Genomic DNA, 25,661 nt, shown 5'->3' on the forward strand with positions numbered 1-25,661 from the left:
TAAATCGGAAAATATTTTCTTTATTTTTCTGTAATTTGGATTTAAGGTCGTCTGAAAAAAGGCTATCAACCCTACAAATATCAGGGTTAAAATGTTTTGATTAAATATTGATAGTGATATAGATTATCAAAATTATTCTTAAAATTTAGTTGTTTTGATGGAGTAAAATGAATGAGGTGTTTGAAATGTTCAGACGGCCTTGAATCATCCATCTTTACCTTAACAGAGGCAATCGACCATGAAATCTGATTTAAGCAAAATAACCTGTATCGAAGACTTGCGCCTTGTTGCCAAACGTAAAATGCCGCGTATGTTTTATGATTATATTGACTCAGGCTCTTGGACGGAAACCACTTATCGTGAAAATACTTCGGATTTTAAAGACATCCGTTTCCGTCAAAAAGTATTGGTTGATATGGAAGGACGCAGCCTTGAGACCAAAATGATCGGTCAGGATGTGAAAATGCCGGTAGCGATTGCACCGACAGGTTTCACGGGCATGGCGCACGCCGACGGTGAAATCTTGGCGGCGCGGGCAGCGGAAAAATTCGGTATCCCGTTTACGCTTTCAACCATGTCCATTTGTTCGATTGAAGATGTGGCTGAAAACACCAGCTCGCCGTTTTGGTTTCAGCTTTATGTGATGCGCGACCGCGAGTTTATGGAAAACCTGATTAAGCGTGCGAAGGATGCTAATTGTTCGGCTTTGGTATTGACTGCCGATTTGCAGGTTTTGGGTCAGCGCCACAAAGATATTAAAAATGGCCTGTCTGCGCCGCCGAAACCGACCATCGCCAATTTAATCAATTTGGCGACCAAACCGGAATGGTGTATGAAAATGCTGAATACGGAACGCCGCACCTTCCGCAATATCGTTGGTCATGCAAAAAATGTGGGCGATTTGTCTTCGTTGTCTTCATGGACTTCTGAACAATTTGACCCGCGCTTGAGCTGGGACGATGTGGCGCGCATTAAAGATTTATGGGGCGGCAAGCTGATTATCAAAGGCATTATGGAACCTGAAGACGCGGAAAGGGCGGCGAGAAGCGGCGCGGACGCATTGGTTGTTTCCAACCACGGCGGCCGCCAGCTCGACGATACCGTGTCTGCCATCAAAGCCTTGCCCGACATCGTCAGCGCAGTCGGCAGCGACATCGAAGTTTGGATGGACAGCGGCATCCGCAGCGGTCAGGATATTTTGAAGGCGTGGGCTTTGGGTGCGAAAGGTACGATGATCGGCCGGGCGTTTCTGTATGGTTTGGGCGCGTATGGCGAAGAAGGCGTAACCCGTGCGCTGGAAATCCTGTATAAGGAAATGGATGTGTCGATGGCGTTTACGGGTCATCGCAATATTCAAGATGTGGATTCCGGCATTTTGCGTTCTACGCGTTGGCATCAAGATGAATTTTAATTGTCGAACATAAAAAAGGCCGTCTGAAAAACTGTTTTCAGACGGCCTTTTTATAGACGGCTATTTCTCGTTTTTGCGATACCATTCGATGAAGGCATCGGGTTTGACAAAACCTAATAAGGCTTCGCTATGACTGCCGTCGGCGCGGACAACAAACACACCCGGAGGGCCGAAGAGGCCGTATTCTTTCAGTAAGGCCTGATGGTCGGGAGTGTTGGCGGTCACGTCGATTTGGAAGAAGCGCTGCATATCGACTGCTTCGTGTACCTGTGGTTGGTTGAGCGTGTAGGCGGCCATTTCTTTGCAGGATACGCACCAGTCGGCGTAGAAATCAATCAGCACGGGCTTGCTTGGATCGGCTTTCAAGGCGGCATCCATAGCGGCTTTGAGTTCGCCGACATCGGTAAACATCTTGCCGTGGTCGGTTTCTTGTCCGGCTTCGGATGGCGGAACCAAGGTTAAGAAGTGGTGCAGGGCAGTGGTTTGTTTATTAAAGCTTTGCCAGCCAAACCATAAGCCGCCAATCAGCAGTAAAAAGCCCAATACGGCGGCAACTGTTTTCAGACGGCCTTTTTGTTTGCCGGATTTCGCCAAAAGCATAAGGGCGGGAACAATCATCAGCAAGGTGTAGAGGCCGACTACTGCGAAATAAGGCAGATGCGGTGTGGCAAGATATACGGCAACGGCCAGCAAAATAAAGCCGAATGCGTATTTGATGCCGTTCATCCAGTCGCCTGCTTTGGGCAGGATATGGCCGCCGAATGTGCCGATGATGATGAGCGGTACGCCGGTGCCGAGTGCTAATGTATAGAGCGCAAGGCCACCCAATACGGCATCGCCGGTCTGGCCGATATAGCCCAAAGCAAATGCCAGCGGAGGCGCAACGCAAGGGCCGACAATCAGGGCGGACAAAATACCCATGATGAAGACGGAAATGATTTTGCCGCCGGAGAGTTTGTTGCTTTGGTTTTGGAAATAGGATTGGACGGAGTTTGGCAGCTGGATATTGAAGAGGCCGAACATAGACAGCGCCAGTACCACCATCAATGCGGCGGCGGCAAGTACAACCCAAGGCTGTTGCAGCCATACGGTCAACAGCGCGCCTGTCAAACCGGCAATCACGCCGACCAAGGTATAGGTCAATGCCAAGCCTTGTACATACACCATAGACAAGGTGAACGCGCGGCCTTTGCCGGCTTTTTTATCGCCCACGACAATGCTGGAAACAATCGGCAGGAGCGGATACATGCAGGCTGTAAAGCTTAAGCCCAATCCTGCGACAAAAAACGCCAACAGGTTGGCGTTTAAAGTATCCCAAGAGAGCTTGAAGCGGCTGCTGTCGGGATTGTTTGTACCGGGTTGGGTGGGCATTTGGCCGTCTGAAGAGGCGGACGGTTGCAAAAAGCGGTCTTTGGCGGAAACCGGCTCATCGCTTTGCGGCTGGTAAACCCCGTTGCCTTTTACGTCAAACTCGGTGTCCACCGGCGGATAACACACACCCACTTCGGCGCAGCCTTGATAAGTCAGCGTCAGTTTGTATTGCGGCGCGGCTTGTTTGTAAGGCAGGTCAACCTGTGCGGTATGGTGGTAAACCGTTTGTTTGCCGAAGAATTCGTCTTCTTTTTCTTCGCCTTTGCTGAATTTGGGTTCGCCCAAGACTTTGTCAGGATTGGTCGCTGCAACGATTTTGGACTGGTACATATAGTAGCCGTCAGCGATCTTGAACTGCACGCTGATGCCTTGATCGGTTACATTGACTTGAGGTACAAAGGCTTGCTCTGGAGACAGCAAATCATTGGCATCTACTGCGAATGCGAAGCTGCTCAGGCCTAAAAATGCAATGAGGAAATAAAGGAATTTTTTCATAGTATCTACGGAGATGCCGTTGAGAAACCGTCATTATAAATGATGGAAAAAACAATTGGCTTAATTTATGTTAAATATTGCGAGAGAAATCTAATGCTTTTGAATTATATCGAAATAGGGTTGCCCATATATGACCGATAGTCTCATGTTATCGTTCAATCTATGCCAAATGCCGTCTGAAATTTTCAGACGGCATTTGTTTCTATTCGGCTCGGCTTTTAAGGATAAGCGATATAGGCGTAAGCGGAATGGTTGTGTATCGATTCGAAGTTTTCGCTTTCGACAACAAACGATTCGATGCGTTTGTCGGCAATCAGTGCAGTGGCCACATCGCGAACCATATCTTCGACAAACTTCGGATTTTCGTACGCCTTTTCCGTTACATACTTCTCGTCAGGGCGTTTGAGCAAGCCGTAGAGCTGGCAGCTTGCTTGCGCTTCGACGTAATCGATGATTTCTTCAATGCCTACATCCGCGTTTGCAATCAGGCTGACGGTCACATGCGAACGTTGGTTGTGCGCACCGTATTGGGAAATTTCTTTGGAACACGGACACAATGAAGTAACCGGAACCATTACTTTCAGGTTGTGGCTGTATGTACCGTTTTTGATTTCGCCGGTCAGGGTAACATCATAGTCAAGCAGCGATTGGATGCTGGAGACAGGCGCACTTTTCTTGCGGAAAAACGGGAAGGAAACGCTGATTTTGCCGGAATGCGAATCCAACAGGGCAACCATATCGGCGGTCAGCTTGTGCAGCGTATCGAAATCCAAAGCATCGGTTTGTTGTTCCATCAGGGCGACAAAGCGCGACATATGCGTGCCTTTTTGGTCGGCAGGCAGGAAAACCGTCATGGTCAGGCGGGCGACGGTGGATTGTTCGCCTTCTTTGCTTTTAAGGGAGATTGGAAAGCGCAGGTCTTTGATGCCGACCTGATTAATCGGCAGGTTGCGTAAATCGCGGCTGGATTGCACGTCTGCAATGGCGTTCATGCGTGGTATGTCCTTCATGATAGGATTGTTGAGATGCGTGTGGAGGGAATCGGCTCGTGTCGGCCGATTTGCAAATGCGAGATTATATCACTTGCTTTATCCGCCTGCATTGATTGTTTCTATTTTTCAGATAGTGATAAAATCTTCGATTATTCACATCTATATAGGCAGAGACCAAATGAAATTCGCCACGAAAGCCATTCATTCCAGCTACGATTGCGACGAACACAACCGTGCGCTGATGCCGCCGATTTATCAAAACAGTATGTTTGCGTTGCATGAGATTGGCGAAAATGTGCCTTACCGCTATTCGCGCCTGAGCAACCCGACCCGTCAGGTATTGGAAGATACCGTTGCCGATTTGGAACACGGTGCGGCCGGCTTTGCGTTTTCCAGCGGTATGGCGGGGATTGATGCCGTATGGCGTACTTTCCTGCGCCCGGGCGATACCATTGTCGCCGTCGCCGATATTTACGGCGGTGCTTATGATTTATTGGTCGATGTTTATCAAAAATGGGGTGTAAACGTTGTTTTTGCCGATTTGGGCAATCCGGATAATCTGGACGAGCTGCTCAAAGCGCACAATGTCAAACTGGTTTGGCTAGAGACGCCGTCCAATCCGCTTTTGCGCTTGGTGGACATCAAAGCCCTTGCCGCGAAAGCCAAAGCAGCCGGTGCGCTGGTCGGCATCGATAACACCTTTGCCACGCCGTATCTGCAACAGCCGTTGGATATGGGTTGCGATTTTGTGTTCCATTCCGCTACCAAATATTTGTGCGGCCATTCCGACGTACTGATGGGCGTAGTCGTTGCCAAAACCAAAGAGCTGGCTCAGCCTTTGCACGACATGATGGTGCATACCGGCGCGATTGCAGGCCCGATGGACTGCTGGCTGGTGCTGCGCGGTATCAAAACGCTGGCTCTGCGCATGAACGCCCATTGCCAAAACGCACTCGAAATCGCACGCCGTTTGGAAGCCCATCCCGCCATTGAAAAAGTGTTCTATCCCGGCCTGCCGTCTCATGAACATTACGAACTCGCTAAAGTACAAATGCCCAAAGGCATCGGCGGCGTGGTTACGGTTTATCTCAAAAACGACACACGTGAAGCGGCCAATAGCGTGATTAAAAACATGAAACTGGTCAAAATGGCTTCCAGCCTCGGCGGCGTGGAAAGTTTGGTCAACCATTGCTATTCCCAGTCCCACAGCGGCGTGCCGCATAATGTGAAAATGGAAATGGGCATCAAAGTCGGCTTGCTGCGTTTCTCTGTCGGTATTGAAGACGTTGACGATATTTGGAACGACATTTCCAAAGCATTGGATACGACTTTGTAAATAAGGCTTAAAGGCCGTCTGAAGGTGAATGGTTTTTCAGACGGCCTTTAGCAATACATAAGGAATAGATATGAAAACATTATTCGGCGCATTGATGGGTATAGTAGTTTTGGCAGCTTGTACATCTCCTTCGGTATCTCAGCCTGAACAAGCCTCTAAAGCACAGGTGCAAACTCAACAAACGGCGCAACCTACTCTAGCCGCCAAATGGCGTGTTGTCGCTTTCAATCAATTCACTGAAAAAGATTTGGCCGGTACTGATGCCTATCTGGATTTGAGTAAGATGCCTAAGGCGTATGGCAAGATGGGGTGTAACGGTATGATGTTTCAAGCCAATACGATTGGTTCGGACAAAATTGATTTTGGCCATATTGCGGTAAGCATGATGTTGTGTGAAGACATGAAGCTGGAAGATGCGTTTTTGCGCAAACAAGGCGTATGGAACTATCGTTTTGACGGTAACGATTTGATTTTGGAACAAAAAGGCATCAGTATCCGTTTGCGCCGTGAATAATCTTAAAGGCCGTCTGAAAATAAATATTTCAGACGGCCTTTTGAATCTTTATAATAAGCCCTATTTGAAACTGATACCGAATATCAAGGAAACCTATTATGGCAGCTTCTCCAGAAGCCAAGTTTACCGAAGAAAAAGTCTTGTGGATCAAACACCATACGCCTAAGTTGATGACTTTTGCCATCAGCCGTCCCGAGTCCTACCGTTTTTCGGCAGGGCAGTTTTCGCGCCTTGGTTTCCGTGACGGCGAGGGCTTTATTTGGCGCGCGTATTCTGTCGTGTCTGCCGAATACGCCGATACGCTTGAGTATTTTGCAGTGTTAATTGAAGGCGGCCCGATGTCGGCGCGTTTTGCTGCAATGAAAGAGGGCGATACCATTTTGCTGGATAAAACGGCTACCGGTTTCCTCTTGCCCGAGCGTTTCCCCGACGGCAAAGATTTGGTCATGCTCTGCACGGGTTCCGGCATTGCGCCTTTCCTCTCCATTATCGAGCAGCCTGAAATCTGGCAGCGTTTCGACCGTTTGGTTTTGGCGCATTCCGTCTCTTACGCCGACGAGTTGATTTTCAACCAGTGCCTTGCCGATTTGAAAGAGCATCCGCTGATTGAAGAATATTTCCATAAATTCACTTTTGTTCCGGTCACTACGCGTGAAGAAACAGAAGGCGCATTGAGCGGCAAACGGATTCCCGAATTGCTGAAGAATGGCGGCTTGGAAGAAAAAGTCGGCTTCAAGTTCACTAAGGCCGATACGCGCTTTATGGTCTGCGGCAATCCGGCAATGGTCAAAGACACTTTCCAAGCCCTGATGGATTTGGGCTACGCTATGCACCGCAACCGTATCCCTGGCGAAATCATGATGGAAAATGGTTTTTAACAGATAAATGGTCAAAGGCCGTCTGAAAGTTCCAGACGGCCTTCAATATTAAATATAAACAGAAAATCAGAGAAAATATGAATATCAAACAATTGATCCAAGCCTTGCCCAAAGCCGAGCTGCACGTCCATATCGAAGGGACGTTCGAGCCGGAGTTGATGTTTGAAATCGCCAAGCGCAACCACATAGCGATTCCTTATGAGAATGTCGATTCGGTACGGCAGGCTTATGATTTCCACAATTTGCAGTCGTTTTTGGATATTTATTATGCCGGTGCCGGCGTCTTGCTGCACGAGGCGGATTTTTACGATTTGACCCGCGCGTATCTTGAGCATTGCCGCGAAGACAATGTCGTGCATACGGAAATATTTTTCGATCCGCAAACCCATACTGCGCGTGGCGTGGCGTTTGAAACCGTGATTAACGGTATTGTCCGCGCCTGCCGCGAAGCCGGGCAGCAATGGGGCATAAGTACGCGTTTGATTATGTGTTTCCTGCGCCATTTGTCGGAAGAAAGCGCATTTGAAACCTTAAATCAGGCTTTGCCTTATAAAGAACACATCATCGGCGTAGGCTTGGATTCGAGCGAACTGGGGCATCCGCCGTCTAAGTTCGAGCGCGTGTTTGCTCAGGCACGGGCGGAGGGTTTGTTGACGGTGGCTCATGCCGGAGAAGAAGGCCCACCGGAATATGTTTACGAGGCTTTGGACTTGCTGCATGTCCGCCGTATCGATCATGGCGTACGGGCGGAAGAAGATGAGGTATTGATGGCGCGTTTGATTAAAGAGCAAATGCCGTTGACCGTTTGCCCGTTGAGTAATTTGAAATTAAAAGTGTTCCCTGAAATGGCAAAACACAATTTGCGCCGTATGTTGCAACGCGGCGTGTTGGTAACCGTCAATTCCGATGATCCGGCGTATTTCGGCGGCTATATGAACCGCAATTTTGAAGCGCTTGCCGAGGCTTTGGATTTGAGTGCGGAAGAAATCAAAACCTTGTGCGCCAATTCGTTCCGCGCTTCGTTTTTGAGCGAGGAGGAAAAGGAAGAGTGGATACGGAAGATTGAAGGTTTTGATGCTGAATAACGATAAAAGGCCGTCTGAAAAAGTTTTAGACGGCCTTTTATGTCGGCGACGGGCTTATTCGCCTACGGTTTTTTGTATCAGTTTTTCGGCGTTTGCCAAAGTGTTTGCCACTTCGTCAAAACCGATGCGGCTGCCGGCGATGAGGGCGCGCGTATCGGTATAGGCGGCGCGTACTTTGCCGTCCGTTTCGGTAACGAGGACGCGCAGGGGCAGTTGCAGGGCGAAGGCGGGGTCTTTGACCATCAGCGGCGTGCCGGCTTTGGGCGTGCCGAAGACGATGACTTTTGCCGGCTGCATCGTTAAGCCGTTTCGGCGGGCGGCTTCCTGATGGTCAATGACGGCAAAAATGTCCATTCCTTTGCTTTTTATGGCGGTTTCAAGGCGGCTGACGGTTTCGTCAAAGCTGTATTTTGAGGTGAGGGTATGCGTGGTCATAGCGGTTTCGTTTTGGGTGGACGGTTCGCCGGTAGGATGTGCCGAAGCGGTTGAAATGCAGAGTGCGGATGCGGCAATCAGGGGGAGTATGTGTTTCATCGTATTTCCTTATCGGTTTGTTTATCAGGCTTCGGACGGGGCGGCACGCGCCGCGCCTGATGTTGCGCCGCGTGCCGGAGTGCCGTATGCCGTCTGAAAGCCTGTCCTTTCAGACGGCATTATGATGGCGGTTAATAGTCGACTTTGATTTTGGGCGTTTCCTGCACGGCTTTGTATTCTTCTTCCAATTCAAAGCGCAGCGGATACAAATTCAGTTTTTCCATCAGCAGGCGGTCACCGTCTTCACCCGGATTGCCTGTAGTCAGCAGCTTGTCGCCGTAGAAAATCGAGTTTGCGCCAGCCATGAAACACATGGCCTGCATGGATTCCGGCATATTGCTGCGGCCTGCGGACAGGCGGACGTAGCTGTGCGGCATCGTAATCCGCGCTACAGCGATGGTACGGACAAATTCCGTCCAGTCCAAATCTTCGGCATCGGCCAGCGGCGTGCCTTCTACTTTAACCAACTGGTTGATCGGCACGCTTTCGGGCTGAGGGTCGAGGTTGGCAAGGCTGGCAATCAGGCCTGCGCGTTCAGCGCGGGTTTCATTCATGCCGACGATACCGCCGCAGCAGACTTTCAAACCGGCATTGCGGACTTTGCCCAAAGTATCCATGCGGTCTTCGTGTTTGCGGGTGTGGATGATGTCGTTGTAGCGTTCGGGGTCGGTGTCGAGGTTGTGGTTGTAGTAGTCCAAACCGGCTTTTTTGAAGTCTTCCGCCATGCCGTCTTCGAGCATGCCGAAGGTGCCGCACACTTCCATGCCCAAGCCTTTCACCGCGCTGATGATTTCGGAAACGACAGCTACGTCTTTGGGCTTAGGGCCGCGCCATGCCGCTCCCATGCAGAAACGGCTGGCGCCGCGCGATTGGGCAATTTTGGCTTTTTCGACGATTTCGTCCACATCCATCATCTGCTCTTTGCCCAGATTGGTGTTGTGGTGTGCCGATTGCGGGCAGTAGGCGCAATCTTCGGGGCAGCCGCCGGTTTTGATGGAGAGCAGGGTGGAGAGTTGGATTTCGCGCGGGTTGAAGTTTTGGCGGTGGATTTCGGCGGCTTGGAAAACGAGGTCGAGGAAAGGCAGTCCAAACAAAGCCTCGACATCGCATTTTTTCCAATAACGCGCAGTCGGATGCGGCTTGCGCTCGGTTTGACGGCGTAAGGCTACGGGAGATACGGTCATAGTGTGTTCTTTCGTGTTTACAGCGACGCAGTGTCGCTGACGGCTTGACTGTCGGCGCAATGACGGCAGCAGCAGGTTTGAAATCAATATAAAAGGCCGTCTGAAACGGCGCAGCAAGTGTAACGCTTTTGATAATGTAGAGCAAATGTTTCAGACGGCCTGAAATATGGTTTGCCCGGGTTTGCTATAATCGCATTTTTAATTTTTCCGTTTTCTTATGAATGCGCCCAAAGCCTTCGCCGTACTCGGCCCGACCGCCGGCGGTAAAACCGCACTAGCCTTAAATATTGCCCAATCTTTGCCGGTGGAAATCATCAGTCTGGATTCCGCGCTGGTGTATCGCGGCATGGACATCGGTACGGCCAAGCCGACTGCCGAAGAGCTTGCCGCCGTACCGCATCATTTGATTGATATTATCTCGCCGCTGGAAAGTTACAGCGCGGCGGATTTTGTCGGCGACTGCGTGCGCTTGGTGAACGAAATACATGCGCGCGGTCGCTATCCGCTGATTGTCGGCGGTACGATGATGTATTTCCACGCGCTGACGGAAGGTTTGAACGATTTGCCCAGTGCGGATACGGCGGTGCGCGCACAACTTCAGGCGGAAAAGAACGAACACGGTCTGGCAGGCCTGTATCGCCGTTTGCAGGAAGTTGACCCGATTACGGCAGGCCGTCTGAAAGCCAATGACAGCCAGCGTATTGAACGCGCTTTGGAAGTTTATCTTCTGACCGGCAAGCCTTTGAGCGAACATTTCACGGAGCAGAAGCAGGCCGCGCCTTTATTGGATTTATGCACGGTTGCCTTGATTCCCGAAGACCGTCATTTGTTACACCAGCAAATCGAAAAACGCTTTTTAAATATGCTGGAACACGGTTTCCTCGATGAAATACACGCTTTACGCCGCGATTATCCGCAGCTGTATGCCGATATGCCGTCTATGCGCTGCGTGGGCTACCGTCAGGCTTGGGATTATCTCGAAGGCGAAACCGATTATGACACCTTTGTCGAAAAAGGCATTGTCGCCACGCGCCAGCTTGCCAAACGCCAGTTGACCTGGTTGCGGAAAATTCCTTTGGCGCACACGTTAGATCCTTACGCAGACAGCGATTATGTTCAGACGGCCTTAGCCTTGGCGCGTCAGCATTTTCAGGAATAATCCATGCTGACTACGCCACCATTTGCGCCTAAAACATTGGCCGCGCTAAAAGAATTGGGCATTTGTACACTGGAAGATTTACAGGAAATCGGCGCAGTCCGCGCATTTCTATTGCTGAAAGCGTCGGGTTTGACCGTAACCAAAAGCACCTTGTGGCAACTGGATGCGCTGGTTTCAGGTGTTGATGTCCGGCATATTTCCGAGGAGAGAAAGACGGAACTGGGTGAGGCGTTGAAAAACCATCCGCCTGTTGCCGTTTTCCCTTCGCAAAGCGATATGGAAGCCTTTATGCGGCTGGCGATAGAACAGGCCAGACAATCGGCGACATTGGGCGAGGTGCCGGTTGGCGCGGTCATCGTATATCAAGGCAAGGCAATCGCAGCGGCACACAATACCTGCATTGGCGACCACAATGTCAGCCACCACGCCGAAATCAACGCGCTTGCCGCCGCCGGCAAAGCTTTACAAAACTACCGTTTGGAAGATTGCGACGTGTACATTACCTTAGAGCCTTGCTCCATGTGCGCATCTGCCTTGATACAGGCGCGGGTTGGGCGCGTGATTTATGGTGCGGCCGAAGCCAAAACCGGTGCAGCAGGCAGCGTGGTCGATTTGTTTGCCGACAAACGTCTGAACAAGCATACCGCAATTTTGGGCAGCATATTGGCAGAAGAATGCCAAAGCGTATTGCAGGATTTCTTTGCGGCCAAACGTAAGGCCGTCTGAATTTCAGACGGCCTGTCAGCAAAAACATTTTATTTTAAATTTTCGGATTTCCCATGTCAGTCAATCATTACGAAAACTTCCCGGTCGGCTCCATTGTGCTGCCGCGCCGTTTGCGCAAGCCGGTTCACGCCGTTTACGCTTTTGCACGGACGGCGGACGATATTGCCGACGAAGGCAATGCCGAAGCAGCCGAACGCCTGCGCCAACTGGACGAGCTGAAGGCAGAGTTAGACCGCATTGCACAAGGCGGGAAACCGCAAACGGCTTTGATGCAGCGTTTGCACAACGAAGCGATTGAGCCGTTTCAATTGCCGTTGCAGCCGTTTTATGATTTGCTGGCGGCGTTCAGTCAGGATGTGGTCAAAACCCGTTATGAAAACTTTGGCGAATTGATTGCCTATTGCCGCTTGTCCGCCAATCCGGTGGGGCGCATTATGCTGCATTTGTACGGGCAAACCGACGAAGTGAGCATGGCGCAAAGCGACGGCATTTGCACTGCCTTGCAGCTGATTAATTTCTGGCAGGACGTGGCGGTAGATTGGCAGAAAGGTCGCGTGTACATCCCTCAGGAAGATTTGCAGAAGTTTAAAGTCAGTGAAGAGCAGATTGCGGCCGGCAAAGCCGACTTTGCTTTTCAACGGTTGATGGCGCATGAGTGCCAACGTGCTTTTCAAATGCTGAAGGCCGGATCGCCGTTGGGCAAAACCCTCAAAGGACGAATCGGTTTTGAGCTGCGCATGATTATTGTCGGCGGCCAGTTGATTTTGCAGAAGCTGGACGGTTGCAAATATGACGTGTTTAACCGGTGGCCGCTGTTGGATAAAAAAGACTGGATGATTATCATCAAGCGGGCTTTGATGAAGAAATAAAAAAAGGCCGTCTGAAATTGAGGTTTCAGACGGCCTTGATGTTTTTCGATTAGCGGTTTTTCAAACGGTTGATGCGGTTGTCCAAAGAAGGATGGGTGCTGAACCAAGAATCTTTTGCTTCGCTGGCAATGCCCATTGCCGTCATGGTTTGCGGCAGGTCGCTGGTACCGCCTTTTAAGCGTTGCAGGGCGGCAATCATTTTCGGCGCACCCACCAATTTTGCAGCGCCTGCATCAGCGCGGTATTCGCGTTGGCGGCTGAACCACATCACGATGATGCTGGCGAGGAAGCCGAATACGATCTGCAATACCATGCTGACCATGAAATATGTACCTTGCGAAGTGCTGCCGTCATTGTTGCGCGCCACCATGCTGGAAACGATACGCGCCAAGAAGACGACAAAAGTATTCACAATACCTTGAATCAGCGTCAGCGTTACCATATCGCCGTTGCCGACGTGCGCCATTTCATGCGCCAAAACGGCTTCGACTTCATCGCGGGTCATGTGGTCGAGCAGGCCGGTGCTGACGGCGACGAGCGAGCTGTTTTTGGTCGCACCGGTTGCAAAGGCGTTAGGCTCGGGAGAGTCGTAAATGGCTACTTCCGGCATTTTCAGATTCCATTGGCGGGCTTGCGCTTCAACAGTTGCCAACAGCCAAACTTCTTCTTCGCTTTGGGGCTGGTCGATGACAACAGCGCCGACCGAATGTTTGGCGATGGTTTTCGACATCAGCAGGGAGACAATCGAGCCGCTGAAACCGACGACTGTGGAATAAGCCAACAGGCTGCCGACTTGGTCGGTACTGTTGATGCCCAAGATGGCCAAAATAACACGGATGACAACCAGAACTGCGATATTGGTTGCGATAAATAAGAAAATGCGTTTCACCGATTATTCCTTTTTAGTGTGGTTTGTGAGGTGATTTTTATATGGGCGCATTGTCTCAAAAACTCTATAGAGATGAAACAGCACAATAGGCAAAGGTATGCAAATTCAAAGCAATTGAAGCAAAGGCCGTCTGAAAAAGCAGTATTGATGGTTAAAAACAGCCTTTCAGACGGCCTGTATTGCAAACAGATATTATTTTCCGAATTCCTGCAGCCAGTCTCGCGCTACCAAAAATTGATTTAATGCGGCTTCTGGAGAACCTTCTTCCGGCGCATATTGATACTCAAAGCGTACCAAAGGCGGCATGGACATCAAAATGCTTTCCGTGCGGCCGCCGCTTTGCAGGCCAAACAGCGTGCCTCTGTCCCAAACCAAGTTAAATTCCACATAGCGTCCGCGACGGTAGAGCTGGAAATCGCGTTCACGTTCTCCATAAGGCGTGTTTTTGCGTTTGGTCACAATCGGCAGATACGCTGCGATATAGCCTTCCCCGACTGCCTTGATAAAGTTCAAGCAGGTATCGAAATCCCAGCGGTTTAAATCGTCAAAAAACAGGCCGCCCACGCCGCGTGTTTCGTTACGGTGTTTCAAATAGAAATATTCGTCACACCATTGTTTGAATTCAGGATAAACCGATTCACCAAATGGTGCGCATACGTCCCGCGCTACTGTGTGCCAATGCACGATATCTTCTTCAAAAGGATAAAACGGCGTCAAATCAAAGCCACCGCCAAACCACCAAACCGGCTCGGCATTTTCAGGGTAGGCAATAAAAAAGCGCACATTGGCATGGCTGGTAGGAACATAAGGATTTTTCGGATGAATGACCAGCGACACGCCCATGGCTTCAAACGCCGCGCCTGCCAATTCCGGACGATGGGCCGTAGCAGAAGCCGGCATTTGAGTTCCCTTTACATGCGAGAAATTCACACCTGCCTGCTCGAATACTGCGCCGTTTTTCAATACGCGGGTTTCGCCGATGCCCAGCTTCCCAGTCCATGCTTCATGCACAAATTTGGCTTCGCCATCTTCTTGCTCCAGCGCGGTGCAGATTTGGTTTTGCAGGGTTTTAAGGAGGGTTAGAACGGATTCTGTGTGCATGATATATCCTTGATGGTTTCGTACTTACAAAATGACAGGGCTGAAGATGAATTAAGCTGTTGAAACTGAGTGTTATCTTTCTATTGCTTTGTTATGGGTAAATTTTTGCATGGGCCTATCTGGCAATCAAGCTCTACTTATTAGCAATAGATTGAAAGGTATCGATGATATTGCGATACCTTTCAGACGGCCTTGATTTATTCAGTAAAAAAAGTATGTGCGCCCAAATAGTTTTTGGCGTAGAACGGAGTGGAAAGTTTTTCGGTTTTGATGGTTTTGCCGCTGCTGGGTGCATGAATGAATTCGCCGTTGCCGATGTAGAGGCCGACATGGGAATATTTGTGTGCGCCGCCGGTATTGAAAAAGACAAGATCGCCGGCTTTTAATTTGCTGTCGGGAATTTTTCGGCTGGCTGCGGCCATATCGCGCGCGGTGCGTGGCAGATTGACGTTGAGGGCGTTTTTATAGACGAATTGGATCATGCCGCTGCAGTCAAAGCCTGTGGATGTGGTGCTGCCGCCCCATTTGTAGGGTGTGCCGATTAGGCCTAGGCTGTGAAGCATCAATTCCTGCGAACCTTGGGTGCGGTCGATATGGGAAATGCGGACAGGTTGGACTTTTCTGGCGGTTGTTTGCAGCTTGTGGGATTTGTGTTTGCCGGTGGTGCCGCAGGAGGCCAACAATAGGCCGGTGGTACAAACAAATAGGGTTTTGCAGATGAGTCGAGACATGGTGAATTCCTCCGGCCGCATAATTTCTGTTTTCAGACGGCCTCTATAATAATCCTTCTATGGGCAGGATGGACAGGATTTTTGAAGTAATCCGTTTCCAGAACTTGGCTTCGGGTTCGTGTGCGTAAGTTCGTTTTTCGCTTGGGTCATACCAGTATAGTTTGTTGTAATTGCCAAGCGTTACCTGATAGGCGTAGCTTGGGGTAGTCGTTACGAGGGTGCGCTGCATTTGGCCTGCGATTTCGGGGCTTTCGATGACGACACCCATTTCGGTATTGAGGCGTGCGGAGCGTGGGTCGAGGTTGAATGAGCCGATGAAAATGCGTTTCTCGTCCACGATGAATGTTTTGGCATGCAAGCTGGTGGCGGAGCTACCGGTCAGGCCGCGGTCTTTGGAGGTCGGAACGGCGTGGTTGGGCTGGAGTTCATAAAGTTTGACCCCGGCTTTAAGTAAGGGCTTGCGGTATTTGACGTAGCCGGAATGGACGGCGGCAACGTCGGTCGCTTGGAGGGAGTTGGTCAGGACGGTAACGGCCACGCCGTTGTGAATCAGCTTTTCTATGGCCTTAACGCCTGATTTTGTGGGTACAAAATAAGGGGAGACAAGGTAAACGCTTTTTTCGGGTTGCTTGAGGGCGTCTTGCAGGCGTTCGGAAATAGGCGGTTTGTGCCGGTCGCGGTCTAAGCCTTTGGCCGGGTCATCGCTGATCAGGCGTGTGCTGACGCTTTGCCACTCCATAAGGTTGCTCTGCATTTTTTGATAGAGGTTGGAGTGTTCGATGCTTTGGCGGTAGCGGATGAGTGTTTGGTTTTTATCTTGGTCGGTGTAATTAAGCTCTGCCAATCCTTTTTGCAGGTTTCCCCGTTTGATGATACTTGTTGCGTTATAAGCGGAATGGCTTGCCCAATAGCGGTCGAAGTCTTGGGAAACTTCGGTTACGACACGGCCTGTGGCGAGGATATCGAGGTCGGCAAAGATGGTATCGTCGTTAACCTTAAAATATTCGTCGCCGATATTGCGCCCGCCCAAAATGGTGGCACGGTTATCGGCGGTAAACGATTTGTTGTGCATTCGGCGGTTGAGTCGCGGAAAGTCGGTAACATAGCCGAGTGCACGCCATTTTCTGAAAATAAAGGGATTAAACAGACGGACTTCGATATTGGGATGATTGTCGAGTGCCAGCAGGAGATCATCCATGCCGTTGGTGTTGTTGTCGTCCAAAAGCAAACGCACACGGACGCCGCGTTCGGCCGCGCGATGAATCAGGTTGAACAGAAGCTTGCCGGAGATGTCGTTGTGCCAAATATAGTATTGCAAATCGAGGGTATGGTCGGCGGACTCAATCAGGGCTGCACGGGCGACAAAGGCTTCATGGGCATCGTTCAGCAGATAGATATGGGAGACATCGGTCTTGGAGGACGTAGAAGGAATGCCTAATGCGCTGTCCAGCCGCGGTGTTGCAGGTATGTCAAGATAACTGCTTTGGGTGCGTTCGTCCAAGGATGGCAAAAACGCGGCGCAACCGCCCAATAGCAGGGTATAAAGAAAGGGAAGATGAAATTTCATGGGAAACCGGTACAAACAATCCCTACCTAAATGACATTTAGGCAGGGATTGAATTGAAATTAGGTTGCTTGAATCAGCTTAGAAGGCAACATAATTTGCCGGATTGACCGGTTTACCGTTTTGACGGATTTCAAAGTGCAACTGGGTACGAGATGCATCGGTATTACCCATGTGCGCAATGGTTTGACCGCGTTTAACGGTTTGGTTTTCATTAACCAGCAGGCGTTGGTTGTGGCCGTATGCGCTCAAGAATGAGGAGTTGTGTTGGATGATGACCAAGTTGCCGTAACCGCGCAAGCCTGAGCCTGCGTAAACGACTTTACCGTCTGCCGCTGCAACAACAGGCTGGCCTTGCGTACCGGCGATATCCACACCTTTGTTGCTGCCGCCGAAGTTGGCGATAACGTTACCGGTAGTCGGACGCTGCCATGTGATGCCGCTGACGTTGCGGCTGCTGCCGGTAGACACGGTTGGTGTATTGGCAGGAGTGCTTGGAGCCGGAGCAGTGGTTGTAGTTGTTGGAGTAGAAGGTTTGCTTGCAGAAGCTGCAGGTGCAACGTAGCCTTCAGGTTTCACGCGCAGGGTTTGACCAATGTTGATGGTGTTGTCGGCCAGGTTATTCCATGCACGCAGATTGTCTTGGGTAATGTTGTAGCGTTTGGAGATGTTGTAAACGGTATCACCACGAACAACAGTATGTGTCGCTGCATTAATATCAACAGGCGCATAAGAAGGCGTGTAAGTGCCGATGCTGCCGCTGTTGTACGTTGGAGCAGGTGTACTTGCCGGCGGAGTGTATGGAGCATCTGCCGCTGGGCTGGTGTTGGTATTGTAAGGCGCTGCACCGTAAGGATTGTCAGCGGTAGAGCTTGCTGTTGAACCACCGCTTTGTGTGCCGACGACTACAGGAGCCGGTTGTTGGCTGGCACAGGCTGCAAGTAATAAAACCAAAGCTGCCGATCTGGCATAAGATACACTTTTTTTCAACATGTTAATGACTTTCGTATTCGGGTAATTGTTCTCATCGGAACATATCATAATAAAAATATGCTTGTTTCTCAAGTGTTCGGCTGTTAGGGACTGTTAAGGCGCAGGGATTTCTGACCAAAAGGAAGCGGTTTGCTCCATTTGTCCGTAGGCAGTCAAATCGACTTGCAGGGGGGTAATCGTGATGAAGCCGGACGCGCATTCGCCAAAGTCGGTACCTTCTTCGCTGTCGGAAACATCGCCGACCGGCCCAATCCAATAAATTTGTTCGCCACGTGGATTATACATGGGAACAATGCTTTGTTCATGATGACGGCGGCCGAGCCGTGTAATTTTTATGCCTTGGATATCCTCAGGTGCGACGGCAGGGATATTGATGTTCCATAAGATGGGTGCGGAAATAGGGCGTTTGAGAAAGTAGGAAAGCAGTATCCAAGCGGCTTTTTCTGCGGTTTCCCAATAACGGCCGCTGGAGTCGGCAAGTGAGAAAGCAATGGCGGGAATGCCCATCAGGTAGGCTTCCGTCGCGGCGGCAACTGTACCGGAATAAAGCGTATCGTCGCCCATGTTCGCGCCGTTATTAATGCCGGACAAGACTAAGTCGGGTTTGAAATTGGCAAGGGCGTGCTGGCCAACATGAATGCAGTCGGTCGGAGTACCGTTGACATAGTAAAACCCATTTTCCGCCTGTTTTAGTTGTAAAGGACGGTCTAAAGTCAGGGAATTGCTGACGCCGCTGCGATCGCGTTCGGGAGCAACCACCCTGACATTGGCAAATTCTGCGCACACTCTTGCCAAAACTGCCAAACCGGGCGCAAGATAACCATCGTCGTTTGAGATTAATATGTTCATGTGACAATATTGTGTCTATCGGTAAGATGGGCGGTATTGTACTGGTTTGCTTGAGCGATTGTCCACGAATCGGCAACGTTTGGGCGGAAAGGATAATAATGAAACATTATGAGTTAGACCCCAAAGCTTTATTGGGCGGCGTGATTGCTTCAGACGGCAATCAGGAGATTGTTCAGCTTTCACTGCAGAAGGATAATGAAATTCCGACATATGAGGCGGATGCGATTATTTTGCTTTTGGTTTTAAACGGCAAAGCCGAAATCAAAACGGTGGGCGAAGTTTTGCAAACAGAAGGCTTGCAAGTTATCCGTCTTGAGCCGATGGAAGCACACAGTATTCGCGCGTTGGCCGATAACACCAATATTTTGGTTATCAAACAATTAATTCACGAAACCGGTCTCAGCAAACGTTTGAGATTTGGAAGTTGCTGTCTGTAATGGCAATAAAGGCCGTCTGAAAAGTTTCAGACGGCCTTTTTAAAATCAGCTAGGTTTATTTCAAACCTTTTTTTACCAAATCTTCATAACCGCCATAGTTGGTTACGTTGGTGTAGCCGGCTTTTTTCAGCTCGGTCAGCGCGGCTTCTGCACGGCGGCCGCTGCGGCAGTAGAGGTTTACCGGCGCATTTTTATCCGGGCTGACGGATTTGATGCGGTCAACGATTTGGTCATGAGGGATATTGAGTGCACCTTGCAAGTGGCCTTCTTTAAATTCTTCGGCAGAGCGGACATCAATCCAAACGCCTTTTGCTTTTGCAGGCTGTGCCGCGCTTTTTTCAACCTTAGGCATAGAGGCTGCGGAAGCAGCCAAAGGAGTGGCAATAGCGGCGGTAAAAAGTACGGCGGTCAGCAGTTTCTTCATGGTTCAATCCCCTGTTAGACAGAAAACAATATGATAACTTTATCAGTCTAGCATTTCATCAGGCCGTCTGAAAGGGGAGTCGGCTTTCAGACGGCCTGATTTTACAAACCGATTAGCGTTGGGTTTCTACTGCTTCTAAAGCGCGCAAAGCGTATGTATAAGCGGCACCAGCATTCAGTGCGATAGCGGTGGCCAATGCGCCGGCGATTTCGCTTTCGGTTGCACCTGCTTTGGCTGCGGCGGCTGCATGCACGCTGATGCAGCTTTCGCAACGTGTGGTAATGGCAACGGCAATGGCGATCAGTTCGCGTGTTTTGGCATCCAGTGCTTCGGCAGCGGCTGCTTGATCCAGTGCGCCGTAGGCTTGCAGCATTTTAGGATGGTTTTTACCCAATTCACCGAATGATTTTTTTACTAAGGCGGTATGTTCAGGCCAGTCTTTAAACATGATATGTCCTTTCTTAAGGTGGGTGGATAAGATAAAAAATCCTATCCGTTTGTGTTTAGTGTGTGTATTATTACAATAATTGGAAGATTTAAATCGTCAAAACATCTCATTTATTGGTAAAAAACACTATGGATATTTTAGATAGGCTGGTCGAATTGGCGCAGGTAAAAGGCAGCGTGGATGTTCAATGTCTGTTTCAGGGGGAGTGGTATGTGCGGCATGAACCAAAGCGTGCTCATGGTTTGGTGCATATCGTAACAGCCGGTTCAGGTTATATCCGAATGGATGGGGAGCAAGAGGCAAGGCTGCTAAGTGCGGGGGATATCATTTTTTTCCCGCGCAGCGTAGGGCATACTTTGAGCAGTGATAGCAGTTGTGAAAATCTCGGTGTCAGCGTGCTGACGAGTGAAAAAGGCGCATTTAAAGTCAAGCAGAGTCATGCAGGAGGCGATGCGGCTTTGCATCTTTTCTGCGCGCGGTTTGAATATGAAGCTCAGGCGGATATTATGTCGGGGCTGCCTGACACGGTTTTGCTGAATATCAACCATCCTTCTTTACAGTATTTGGTGGCATTGTTGCAATATGAGAGCGGTCAGGCTTTGGCCGGTTCGGTAGCGGTTGTGAACGCATTGGCTTCGGTGTTGCTGGTATTTCTACTTCGAGCCAGCCTGGAGAAAAATGGGGAAGCGCAATTAAGCGGTTTGCTGAATGGTTGGCAGGACAAACGCCTGCGGAATTTGCTTCAGGCAGTAGTGGATAAGCCGGAAGAGGAATGGAATATCGAGAAAATGACTGCGATTGCCAACTTATCTCGCGCCCAGTTGATGCGGGTATTTAAGCAGCAGACGGGAACAAGCCCGCATGCCTTTGTTAACAGTATTCGCTTGCAACAGGGGGCATTATTGTTGAAACAGACGGCGGATTCGGTTTTATCGGTTGCGCTTTCGGTCGGTTTTCAATCGGAAACGCATTTTGGCAAGGCATTTAAAAAGCAATATGGGGTATCGCCGGGGCAATATCGTAAGAATGATCGTACTGATGAGGCAGCGGTACAAGCGGAAGAAATGCCAATTTACTTTATTTGAACAGATGATAAAAGGCCGTCTGAAAGTGTAAAAATGAAATTTAGGATTTCTAAAACACTTTTCAGACGGCCTTAATTTTAAAACGTATCAATCAAAGAGAATTAGTCCAGTTTTTTGAAATGACGGCGACGTTCCAATTCGCTCAGGTAACGCTTACGCAGGCGGATGGACTGCGGCGTGATTTCAACGAGTTCGTCATCATCGATAAACTCGACCGCGCCTTCCAGCGTCAGTTTGATCGGCGTGGTCAGGCGCACGGCTTCGTCGGTGCCGCTGGCTCGGATGTTGGTGAGTTTTTTACCTTTGAGCGGATTGACGACCAAATCGTTGTCACGGCTGTGGATGCCGATAATCATGCCTTCGTAGATTTTGTCGTTGGGCGATACGAACATACGGCCGCGGTCTTCCAAATTCCACAAGGCGTAAGCGACCGCTTCGCCCTGCTCTTGGGACACCAGCACGCCGTTGTGGCGGCCGGGCATATCGGGTTTCACGGGCGCGTAGTCGTCGAACACGTGGCTCATCAGACCGACACCGCGCGTCAGGGTCATGAATTCGCCTTGGAAACCGATTAAGCCGCGCGCGGGAATATGGTATTCGAGGCGGGTGCGGCCGTTGCCGTCGCTTTCCATATTGGTCAGTTCTCCGCGACGGCGGCCGAGTTCTTCCATTATCGCGCCTTGGTTGTCGTCGGGTACGTCCACAGTCAGGTTTTCATAAGGTTCGCATTTTTGACCGTCGATGTCGCGGTAAACGACGCGCGGTTTGCCGACGGCGAGTTCGTAGCCTTCGCGGCGCATGTTTTCCAGCAAAATGGTCAGGTGCAGTTCTCCGCGTCCGGATACGCGGAACACGTCGGCATCGGCGGTATCTTCCACGCGCAGGGCGACGTTGGTCAGCAATTCTTTTTGCAGGCGGTCGCGGATTTGGCGGCTGGTTACGAATTTGCCTTCTGTACCCGCCAGCGGGCTGGTGTTAACCATAAAGTCCATCGTCAGCGTCGGTTCGTCCACGCTCAACATCGGCAGGCCTTTGGGGTTGTCTTTGTCGGTGATGGTTACGCCGATACCGATGTCTTCGATACCGGAAATAATCACGATGTCGCCGGCTTCGGCTTCTTCAAGCGGTACGCGCTCCAAGCCTTTGAAACCCAAAAGCTGGTTGATGCGGCCTTGGGCGATTTGCTGCTCGTGGTTCATCACGGCAACGACTTGGCCGGGTTTGATACGTCCGTTCAGGATGCGGCCGATGCCGAGGCGGCCGGTGTAGTTGTCGTAGTCGAGTTGGGAAATTTGCAGTTGCAGCGGTTCGTCCGCGCTGCCACTCGGTGCCGGCGTGTGTTTTAGGATGGTGTCGAACAGCGGGCGCATGTCGCTGCTCTCGTCGGTTTCTTCCAGCTTGGCGAAACCAGACAAACCGGAAGCGTAGACAATCGGGAAGTCCAACTGCTCGTCGGTTGCGCCCAAGTTGTCGAACAATTCGAATGTTTGGTCGATAACCCAGCTTGGACGAGCAGACGGTTTGTCGATTTTGTTGATAACAACGATAGGTTTCAGACCCAAAGCCAAGGCTTTTTTGGTCACGAAACGGGTTTGCGGCATAGGGCCTTCTTGTGCGTCAACCAACAGTACGACGCAGTCAACCATGCCCAATACACGTTCCACTTCGCCACCAAAATCGGCGTGTCCCGGGGTATCTACGATGTTGATGTGGTAGCCTTCGTAATCGATGGCGGTGTTTTTAGCGAGAATGGTAATGCCGCGCTCTTTTTCAAGATCGTTGCTGTCCATTACGCGCTCTTCTACTTGCTGGTTGGAACGGAATGTACCGGACTGACGCAGTAATTGGTCAACTAATGTGGTTTTGCCATGGTCGACGTGGGCGATGATGGCAATATTGCGGATTTGTTTCATGATGATTTACGTGTTTCAGCTAGGTGCTTAAAAAAAAGATAACTGGCAATTATAGCACGATTCCTAAGTATTGACGGAGTAGAAGATTTAAAAAAATGAGGCAAAAGCAGTTGAGAATAGTTAATAATTAAATTTGATTGATTTTGTTGGATTATTTGCTTTTATTTATGGTTAATAAATGTAAATGTTTTTTGAATAATGCAATGGATTCTTAATACTAATGTCAAAAAATTGTTATTAAAAACAGTGAATTAATTTTTCAGACGGCCTTTTTGGTGGGCTAAATTTTTTGATAATTGTTTGTATTTTAAATAGAAAATTTGTCAAAAGTGCTACTTGTGCATACAATTACCTCATTCCATAACAACACACGAATCTTCATTTCGTGATCGTCAACTTTTCTTAAAGAAAGAGAAAGAATTATGCAAGGCAACCAAGCAGTTATTGATTACATGAACGAATTATTGTCTGGTGAGTTGGCTGCTCGCGACCAATATTTTATCCACTCTCGCCTGTACTCTGAATGGGGTTACACCAAACTGTTCGAACGTTTGAATCACGAGATGGAAGAAGAAACCACTCACGCCGAAGACTTCATCCGTCGTATCCTGATGTTGGGCGGTACGCCTAAAATGACCCGTGCCGAACTGAACATCGGTACTGACGTAATCTCTTGCCTGAAAGCAGACTTGAACACTGAATACGAAGTACGCGATGCGCTGAAAAAAGGTATCAAATTGTGCGAAGAAGCTCAAGACTATGTTACCCGTGATTTGATGGTTGCCCAACTGAAAGACACTGAAGAAGATCACGCTCACTGGTTGGAACAACAACTGCGTCTGATCGAATTGGTTGGCGAAGGCAACTACTACCAAAGCCAACTGTAATCTAGCGTATAACATATAAGGAGCTGAATATGAAAGGCGATCGCTTAGTTATTCGCGAGCTGAACAAAAACTTAGGTTTGTTGCTGATTACCATCAACCAATACTTCCTGCATGCCCGCATTTTGAAAAACTGGGGCTTTGAAGAATTGGGCGAACACTTCTTCAAACAGTCCATCCGCGAAATGAAATCCGCAGACGATTTGATCGAGCGTATTTTGTTCTTGGAAGGCCTGCCTAATCTGCAAGAATTGGGTAAACTGTTGATCGGTGAATCTACCGAAGAAATCATTGCCTGTGATCTGAAAAAAGAGTATGAAAAACATGATGCTTTGGTTGCAGCCATCGCTCTTGCAGAAGAGCAACAAGACTACGTCAGCCGTGATTTGTTGGAAAAACAAAAAGACATCAACGAAGAACACATCGACTGGCTCGAAACTCAGCAGGAATTGATTGGTAAAGTTGGTTTGCCAAACTACCTGCAAACAGCGGCGCAAGAGGACTAAAACACAAACCACTGCCAAATATAGCAGTCCCTGCTCCCATCGACGGCATATCTTTACGGATATGCCGTTTTTTTATGGAAATGCTTAAAGGCCGTCTGAATGTTCAGACGGCCTTGATTTTATATCGCTTTCAAACGGTATAGATAAGTAGTTTCCTTGTTTCTGGCAAACGCCAAAGGATCGGATTCATCTATTGCTTTTTTGTGTTGCGGTTTGGTTTTCAAAATATCGACTACATTGAGCGAGGCCGTCTGAAAGTATCGGTTTAGAAAGTCTTTATCGCGCAAATGCAAGTGTTCTGCCAAGTCGGAAATAATCAGCCAGGCTTCGCCGTTTGGATTTAAGTGCTTGTGTACGCCGTTGAGGAATGCAGTCAGCATGGCATGATTGGGATCGTAAAGGGCAGTTTCAATAGCGGAGGTTGGTTTTGCCGGCAACCAAGGCGGATTGCAGACGATAAGGTCGGCGCAACTTTCGGGAAATAAATCAATCGATTGGATGTTGACGGCTTTATTCAAGCCTAGGCGTTCGAGATTTGCTGTGGCGCAGGCAATTGCTTTGGGGTTGGTGTCTGTGGCAATGATGTCGGGTATGCCTCGTTTGGCCAAAATTGCGGCAATCACGCCTGAGCCGGTGCCGATGTCAAAGGCCGTCTGAATATTGGGAGCGAGTGGCACTTGGGCGATTAAATCCAAATATTCGCCACGCAGTGGAGAGAATACGCCGAAAGGAACATGGATTTTTCTGTCTAGCTGCGGAATATCTATACCTTTTTTGTGCCACTCGTGCGCGCCGATAAAACCCAGTAATTGATTCAGCGGCAAAAGAAACGGTTTGTCGTTTGGTGTGTCGTAAACATCGCGAAGGGCGGCGTAGATGTCGGGTGCGCGTGCATTGTCCAGTTGAAAATTCGGTTGGATTTCAACGGCAAGCATATTGAGCAAACGGCTTTGTTGCGCCTGTTTCATACGGTGGGTGTGGAAGTCCGTCTGAATATCGGCAGGTGCGTCTTTCTTTTTTTCAGACGGCCTGCGGATACGTTTTTTCATTGCGGCCAAGACTTGCTTGGCATTGTGAAAATCGCCAGTCCAAACAGTTGCAGTTTGCGCGTGGGCATTTTTTAAAATTTCTGCTGCACCTGCTTCTTGTATGTAAACCGCCTGCTTGGGCGGTTTTTGTGTACTTTCGTTGCGCCATTCGATGTCGGAGCGGTTGGTGGGGATGGTGTGGGGCATAATGTGTTTCAAATCGAGGAAATAAGGGATTAGTTTACTATATTTAGG

Annotated in this window: 26 protein-coding genes; 12 read left to right on the top strand and 14 right to left on the bottom strand. The window is 49.6% G+C overall.

Features of this window, described 5'->3' with window-relative positions; translation table 11 throughout:
- Window positions 1-238 precede the first annotated feature (238 nt).
- Window positions 239-1,411 carry an alpha-hydroxy acid oxidase gene (locus FAH67_RS03440; protein ID WP_003680771.1) on the top strand — a complete coding sequence of 391 codons (1,173 nt, stop codon included), beginning with the start codon at window positions 239-241 and terminating at the stop codon, window positions 1,409-1,411.
- Between the two features lie 60 nt (window positions 1,412-1,471).
- Here the strand turns inward: FAH67_RS03440 and dsbD are convergent, their stop codons facing one another.
- Both dsbD and folE2 read right to left on the bottom strand, forming a co-directional pair.
- Window positions 1,472-3,277: a protein-disulfide reductase DsbD gene (gene dsbD, locus FAH67_RS03445; protein ID WP_003680770.1), complete on the bottom strand. Its 1,806-nt coding sequence runs from the start codon at window positions 3,275-3,277 to the stop codon at window positions 1,472-1,474.
- A 218-nt stretch (window positions 3,278-3,495) separates the two neighbouring features.
- Window positions 3,496-4,269: a GTP cyclohydrolase FolE2 gene (gene folE2, locus FAH67_RS03450; RefSeq protein WP_003680767.1), complete on the bottom strand. Its 774-nt coding sequence runs from the start codon at window positions 4,267-4,269 to the stop codon at window positions 3,496-3,498.
- Between the two features lie 178 nt (window positions 4,270-4,447).
- Between folE2 and FAH67_RS03455 the strand changes: the two genes are divergently transcribed.
- The 4 genes from FAH67_RS03455 (at window position 4,448) to FAH67_RS03470 (ending at window position 8,082) form a co-directional block, all read left to right on the top strand.
- On the top strand, window positions 4,448-5,605 hold the full coding sequence (locus FAH67_RS03455) for a trans-sulfuration enzyme family protein (protein ID WP_039864023.1): 1,158 nt from the start codon (window positions 4,448-4,450) through the stop codon (window positions 5,603-5,605).
- A 70-nt stretch (window positions 5,606-5,675) separates the two neighbouring features.
- Window positions 5,676-6,119: an META domain-containing protein gene (locus tag FAH67_RS03460; protein WP_003680766.1), complete on the top strand. Its 444-nt coding sequence runs from the start codon at window positions 5,676-5,678 to the stop codon at window positions 6,117-6,119.
- Window positions 6,120-6,217: 98 nt separating this feature from the next.
- A complete protein-coding gene (locus FAH67_RS03465; RefSeq protein ID WP_003680764.1) occupies window positions 6,218-6,997 on the top strand; it encodes a ferredoxin--NADP reductase in 780 nt (259 codons plus the stop codon).
- 77 nt (window positions 6,998-7,074) lie between these two features.
- Window positions 7,075-8,082, top strand: coding sequence for an adenosine deaminase (locus FAH67_RS03470; RefSeq protein WP_039864021.1), 1,008 nt, complete (start codon window positions 7,075-7,077; stop codon window positions 8,080-8,082).
- Window positions 8,083-8,136: 54 nt separating this feature from the next.
- On the opposite strand, the gene FAH67_RS03475 is transcribed toward FAH67_RS03470, so the two are convergent.
- The gene (locus tag FAH67_RS03475) at window positions 8,137-8,616 is read right to left on the bottom strand and encodes a DUF302 domain-containing protein (protein ID WP_003680761.1); all 480 of its coding nucleotides are present in this window, start codon (window positions 8,614-8,616) and stop codon (window positions 8,137-8,139) included.
- Window positions 8,617-8,747: 131 nt separating this feature from the next.
- Window positions 8,748-9,800: a biotin synthase BioB gene (gene bioB / locus FAH67_RS03485; protein ID WP_039864018.1), complete on the bottom strand. Its 1,053-nt coding sequence runs from the start codon at window positions 9,798-9,800 to the stop codon at window positions 8,748-8,750.
- A 217-nt stretch (window positions 9,801-10,017) separates the two neighbouring features.
- Here bioB and miaA point away from each other — a divergent pair, with 217 nt between their 5' ends.
- Genes miaA through hpnC form a run of 3 tightly spaced genes read left to right on the top strand, consistent with a single transcriptional unit; the run spans window position 10,018 to window position 12,554 of the window.
- Window positions 10,018-10,959, top strand: coding sequence for a tRNA (adenosine(37)-N6)-dimethylallyltransferase MiaA (gene miaA / locus FAH67_RS03490; RefSeq protein ID WP_003680756.1), 942 nt, complete (start codon window positions 10,018-10,020; stop codon window positions 10,957-10,959).
- 3 nt (window positions 10,960-10,962) lie between these two features.
- Window positions 10,963-11,685 carry a tRNA adenosine(34) deaminase TadA gene (gene tadA / locus FAH67_RS03495; RefSeq protein WP_003680755.1) on the top strand — a complete coding sequence of 241 codons (723 nt, stop codon included), beginning with the start codon at window positions 10,963-10,965 and terminating at the stop codon, window positions 11,683-11,685.
- A 53-nt stretch (window positions 11,686-11,738) separates the two neighbouring features.
- Window positions 11,739-12,554, top strand: coding sequence for a squalene synthase HpnC (gene hpnC, locus FAH67_RS03500; protein WP_003680754.1), 816 nt, complete (start codon window positions 11,739-11,741; stop codon window positions 12,552-12,554).
- Between the two features lie 49 nt (window positions 12,555-12,603).
- Here the strand turns inward: hpnC and htpX are convergent, their stop codons facing one another.
- The 6 genes from htpX to surE all read right to left on the bottom strand — a co-directional run bounded on the left by htpX (window position 12,604) and on the right by surE (window position 18,681).
- On the bottom strand, window positions 12,604-13,443 hold the full coding sequence (gene htpX, locus FAH67_RS03505) for a protease HtpX (protein ID WP_003680753.1): 840 nt from the start codon (window positions 13,441-13,443) through the stop codon (window positions 12,604-12,606).
- A gap of 192 nt (window positions 13,444-13,635) precedes the next feature.
- Window positions 13,636-14,544 carry an oxygen-dependent coproporphyrinogen oxidase gene (gene hemF / locus FAH67_RS03510; protein ID WP_003680752.1) on the bottom strand — a complete coding sequence of 303 codons (909 nt, stop codon included), beginning with the start codon at window positions 14,542-14,544 and terminating at the stop codon, window positions 13,636-13,638.
- A 197-nt stretch (window positions 14,545-14,741) separates the two neighbouring features.
- Window positions 14,742-15,275 carry a C40 family peptidase gene (locus FAH67_RS03515; protein ID WP_039864047.1) on the bottom strand — a complete coding sequence of 178 codons (534 nt, stop codon included), beginning with the start codon at window positions 15,273-15,275 and terminating at the stop codon, window positions 14,742-14,744.
- A 43-nt stretch (window positions 15,276-15,318) separates the two neighbouring features.
- A complete protein-coding gene (locus tag FAH67_RS03520) occupies window positions 15,319-16,842 on the bottom strand; it encodes a phospholipase D family protein (protein ID WP_039864015.1) in 1,524 nt (507 codons plus the stop codon).
- A gap of 78 nt (window positions 16,843-16,920) precedes the next feature.
- Window positions 16,921-17,832 carry a peptidoglycan DD-metalloendopeptidase family protein gene (locus FAH67_RS03525; protein WP_039864014.1) on the bottom strand — a complete coding sequence of 304 codons (912 nt, stop codon included), beginning with the start codon at window positions 17,830-17,832 and terminating at the stop codon, window positions 16,921-16,923.
- A gap of 93 nt (window positions 17,833-17,925) precedes the next feature.
- The gene (gene surE, locus FAH67_RS03530) at window positions 17,926-18,681 is read right to left on the bottom strand and encodes a 5'/3'-nucleotidase SurE (protein ID WP_003680745.1); all 756 of its coding nucleotides are present in this window, start codon (window positions 18,679-18,681) and stop codon (window positions 17,926-17,928) included.
- A 98-nt stretch (window positions 18,682-18,779) separates the two neighbouring features.
- Here surE and FAH67_RS03535 point away from each other — a divergent pair, with 98 nt between their 5' ends.
- Window positions 18,780-19,118, top strand: coding sequence for a cupin domain-containing protein (locus tag FAH67_RS03535; protein ID WP_039864012.1), 339 nt, complete (start codon window positions 18,780-18,782; stop codon window positions 19,116-19,118).
- A gap of 55 nt (window positions 19,119-19,173) precedes the next feature.
- Here FAH67_RS03535 and FAH67_RS03540 read toward each other — a convergent pair whose 3' ends face one another.
- Window positions 19,174-19,542 carry a rhodanese-like domain-containing protein gene (locus FAH67_RS03540; protein ID WP_003680743.1) on the bottom strand — a complete coding sequence of 123 codons (369 nt, stop codon included), beginning with the start codon at window positions 19,540-19,542 and terminating at the stop codon, window positions 19,174-19,176.
- Between the two features lie 112 nt (window positions 19,543-19,654).
- Window positions 19,655-19,990: a carboxymuconolactone decarboxylase family protein gene (locus FAH67_RS03545; protein WP_003680742.1), complete on the bottom strand. Its 336-nt coding sequence runs from the start codon at window positions 19,988-19,990 to the stop codon at window positions 19,655-19,657.
- 128 nt (window positions 19,991-20,118) lie between these two features.
- On the opposite strand from FAH67_RS03545, the gene FAH67_RS03550 reads away from it, so the two are divergent.
- Window positions 20,119-21,075 carry a cupin domain-containing protein gene (locus tag FAH67_RS03550; RefSeq protein WP_003680741.1) on the top strand — a complete coding sequence of 319 codons (957 nt, stop codon included), beginning with the start codon at window positions 20,119-20,121 and terminating at the stop codon, window positions 21,073-21,075.
- A 101-nt stretch (window positions 21,076-21,176) separates the two neighbouring features.
- Here the strand turns inward: FAH67_RS03550 and typA are convergent, their stop codons facing one another.
- Entirely contained in the window at window positions 21,177-22,988 is a 1,812-nt protein-coding gene (gene typA, locus FAH67_RS03555) for a translational GTPase TypA (protein WP_003680739.1), read from the bottom strand.
- A gap of 422 nt (window positions 22,989-23,410) precedes the next feature.
- Between typA and bfr (FAH67_RS03560) the strand changes: the two genes are divergently transcribed.
- Both bfr (FAH67_RS03560) and bfr (FAH67_RS03565) read left to right on the top strand, forming a co-directional pair.
- A complete protein-coding gene (gene bfr / locus FAH67_RS03560; protein ID WP_003680738.1) occupies window positions 23,411-23,875 on the top strand; it encodes a bacterioferritin in 465 nt (154 codons plus the stop codon).
- A 29-nt stretch (window positions 23,876-23,904) separates the two neighbouring features.
- Window positions 23,905-24,378 carry a bacterioferritin gene (gene bfr / locus FAH67_RS03565; protein WP_003680736.1) on the top strand — a complete coding sequence of 158 codons (474 nt, stop codon included), beginning with the start codon at window positions 23,905-23,907 and terminating at the stop codon, window positions 24,376-24,378.
- Between the two features lie 119 nt (window positions 24,379-24,497).
- Here the strand turns inward: bfr (FAH67_RS03565) and FAH67_RS03570 are convergent, their stop codons facing one another.
- On the bottom strand, window positions 24,498-25,613 hold the full coding sequence (locus FAH67_RS03570; protein WP_003680735.1) for a methyltransferase: 1,116 nt from the start codon (window positions 25,611-25,613) through the stop codon (window positions 24,498-24,500).
- Between the last annotated feature and the right edge of the window lie 48 nt (window positions 25,614-25,661).

The organism is Neisseria flavescens (assembly GCF_005221285.1).
Classification (GTDB): domain Bacteria; phylum Pseudomonadota; class Gammaproteobacteria; order Burkholderiales; family Neisseriaceae; genus Neisseria; species Neisseria flavescens.